This window comes from Litchfieldella qijiaojingensis (assembly GCF_014651875.1).
In the GTDB taxonomy this organism is placed as follows: domain Bacteria; phylum Pseudomonadota; class Gammaproteobacteria; order Pseudomonadales; family Halomonadaceae; genus Litchfieldella; species Litchfieldella qijiaojingensis.
In genome coordinates this window covers 1-3,107 of sequence record NZ_BMXS01000059.1, presented here as the reverse complement: position 1 = coordinate 3,107, position 3,107 = coordinate 1, and the positions used below count along the sequence as shown (strand labels likewise).

Genomic DNA, 3,107 nt, shown 5'->3' with positions numbered 1-3,107 from the left:
CCCATGGCGTGCATCAGCAGGAAGTTGTGGTGGTTGTACTCGAGCCCGATCTTGTTGGAGACCCGCGCCGCCATGGGCACCGCCGAGACACCCGCCGACCCGATCAGCGGGTTGATCGGCATCTTGCTCATGGTGTTCATCAGCTTGGCCATCAACACACCGCAGGCGGTACCGATGGCAAAGGCCACGATCCCCAGCCCCAGGATGCCCAGCGTCTCCACTGCCAGGAACCGGTCGGCGACCAGCTTGGAGCCCACCGACAGGCCGAGGAAGATGGTGACGATGTTGATCAGCGCATTCTGGGCGGTATCCGACAGGCGCTCGACCACCCCGCACTCGCGCATCAGGTTGCCGAAGGCAAACATCCCCAGCAGCGGCGCGGCATCCGGCAGGAACAGGACCACCAGGATCAGTAGGATCAGCGGGAAGCAGACCTTCTCCAGCTTGGAGACCGGCCGCAACTGGGTCATGACGATCTCACGCTCCTTGGCGGTGGTCAGAGCACGCATGATCGGCGGCTGGATCAAGGGCACCAGTGCCATGTAGGAGTAGGAGGCCACGGCGATGGCCCCCAGCAGCTCCGGCGCCAGGATGCTCGACACGTAGATCGAGGTCGGCCCGTCGGCCCCGCCGATGATGCCGATCGCCGCGGCCTGGTTGAGCGAGAAGTCCATGACCCCGATCGCCGAGAGGCCCACCGCACCGAGCAGCGTGGCGAAGATGCCAAACTGCGCCGCCGCCCCCAGGAACAGGGTCCGCGGGTTGGCCAGCAGCGGCCCGAAGTCGGTCATCGCCCCGACGCCCATGAAGATCACCAGCGGCGCGATGCCCGAGGCGATCGCCACGCTGTAGAACTGATACAGCATGCCGTGGGTGTAGCCGGCATCCATGGCCAGATCGTTGGCATGGCGCAGTTGCTCGGGCGAGAGATCGCCGTGCAGCGCTTCGGTGATCGCGTGACGCGAGGCATCCAGCCCCAGGGCGGGCTCGAGGCTCAAGCCCAAGGCACCGTTCAGTTGCGCGAGCACCTCCGGGCGGGCCAGGTGCGCCGCCTGCTCGGCGGCGGACAGGGCCAACCCGGCCTCGGGAATATTGGCCAGAATCCCGCCGAAGCCGATCGGCACCAGCAGCAAGGGTTCGAACTTCTTGTTGATAGCCAGGTACAACAGCCCCAAACCAACGACGATCATCACCGCCTGGCCGAGGCTCAAGTTGAACAGTCCCGAGCCGTACCATAGGGTCGAAAGTTTTTCCATGATGATGCCCTTAGAGAACGATCAGCGCATCGCCGACCGATACGCTGTCGCCTTCCTTGACCTTGACCTCGGAGACGGTGCCAGCGGAAGCCGCGCGCACCTCGGTTTCCATCTTCATCGCCTCGAGAATGATCACCACGTCGCCCGCGGCGACGCTGCTGCCCGGCGTGACGTTGACCTTGAAGATGTTGCCGGCCAGCGGGGCGGCGATGGTTTCGCCGCTGGACGCCGGGGCGCTGTCGGCGGTTGGCGGTACGGCGACGGCGCCTGGCTGGGCCTGGACCTGCTCGATCTGCCCGCCTTCGGCCACCTCGACCACGTACTGCTTGCCGTTGACGGTGATGGTATAGGTCTCCGGCCCCCCACTGGCGGCCGCGGGTGCCTTGGCCTCGTGCCTGGCCGGCAGGTTAGTGGCCTGGCCATTGTTCTCCGGGGCCTGGGGCGCCGGCTCGAAGGCATCGGGATTATCACGATTCTTGAGGAACTTGAGGCCGATCTGCGGGAACAGCGCATAGGTCAGCACGTCGTCGATCTCGCGCTCGCCCTCTGCCAGGCGAATGCCTTCCTCGCGGGCCTTGGTCCTCAACTCCTCGCGCAGGCGGTCCATCTCCGGCTCGAGCAGGTCCGCCGGACGACAAGTGATCGGCGCCTGGCCTTCCAGCACCCGTGCCTGGAGTTCCTGGTTGTAAGGGGCCGGCGCGGCACCGTATTCGCCCTTGAGCAGTGCCTGGACCTCCTTGGAGATCGACTTGTAGCGTTCCCCCATCATCACGTTCATCACCGCTTGGGTACCGACGATCTGCGAGGTCGGAGTGACCAGCGGAATGAAGCCGAGATCTTCGCGCACCTTGGGGATCTCGGCGAGCACGTCGTCGAGCTTGTCGCCAGCCCCCTGCTCCTTGAGCTGCCCTTCCATGTTGGTGAGCATGCCGCCCGGAACTTGCGCGACCAGGATGCGCGAGTCGATGCCCTTGAGCGAGCCTTCGAAGGCCGCGTACTTCTTGCGCACGTCGCGGAAGTAGGCGGCGATTTCCTCGAGCAGCTCGAGATCGAGACCGGTGTCGCGATCGGTTTCCTTGAGAATCGCCACCACCGATTCGGTGGGGCTGTGGCCATAGGTCATCGACATCGACGAGATGGCGGTATCGACGTTGTCGATGCCGGCCTCGACGGCCTTGATCGCCGTGGCCGTGGACATGCCGGTGGTCGCATGGCACTGCATATGCACCGGGATCGACAATGCCTTCTTCAACCGCGAGACCAGGTCATAGGCCGTGTAGGGCGTGAGCAGCCCGGCCATGTCCTTGATCGCCACCGAATGGGCGCCCATGTCCTCGATGCGCTTGGCCAACTCCACCCAGCCCTCGATGGTGTGCACCGGGCTGACGGTGTAGGAGATGGCCCCCTGAGCGTGGCCGCCCTGCTCGATGACCGCGCGGATCGGATGCTCCAGGTTGCGCGGGTCGTTCATGGCGTCGAAGACGCGAAACACGTCGACGCCATTGGCACGCGCGCGTTCGACGAACTTGTCGACCACGTCGTCGGCATAGTGGCGGTAACCCAACAGGTTCTGGGCCCGCAGCAGCATCTGCTGGCGCGTATTGGGCATGGCGTCCTTCAGGGCGCGGATGCGCGCCCAGGGATCCTCGCCCAGATAGCGAATGCAGGCATCGAAGGTCGCCCCACCCCAGGATTCCACCGACCAGAAGCCGACGCGATCGAGCTTGTCGGCGATCGGCAGCATGTCCTCGAGACGCAGGCGGGTGGCAAACAGCGACTGATGCGCGTCACGCAGCACTACATCGGTGATGCCCAATGGGCGTTTGGTCTCACTCATGACCTTATCCTTAT

Annotated in this window: 2 protein-coding genes; both read right to left on the bottom strand. The window is 64.8% G+C overall.

Annotated elements, in window-relative coordinates:
• On the bottom strand, positions 1–1,256 hold a 1,256-nt coding region (locus IE093_RS22150; RefSeq protein WP_189473097.1), incomplete at its 3' end, for a sodium ion-translocating decarboxylase subunit beta.
• A gap of 10 nt (positions 1,257–1,266) precedes the next feature.
• Entirely contained in the window at positions 1,267–3,093 is a 1,827-nt protein-coding gene (gene oadA / locus IE093_RS22145) for a sodium-extruding oxaloacetate decarboxylase subunit alpha (protein WP_189473096.1), read from the bottom strand.
• Positions 3,094–3,107 lie beyond the last annotated feature (14 nt).

What these genes read in the sequence shown, in the direction of transcription:
- oadA (WP_189473096.1), bottom strand. Translation starts at nt 3,093, where the DNA reads ATGAGTGAGACCAAACGCCCATTGGGCATCACCGATGTAGTGCTGCGT.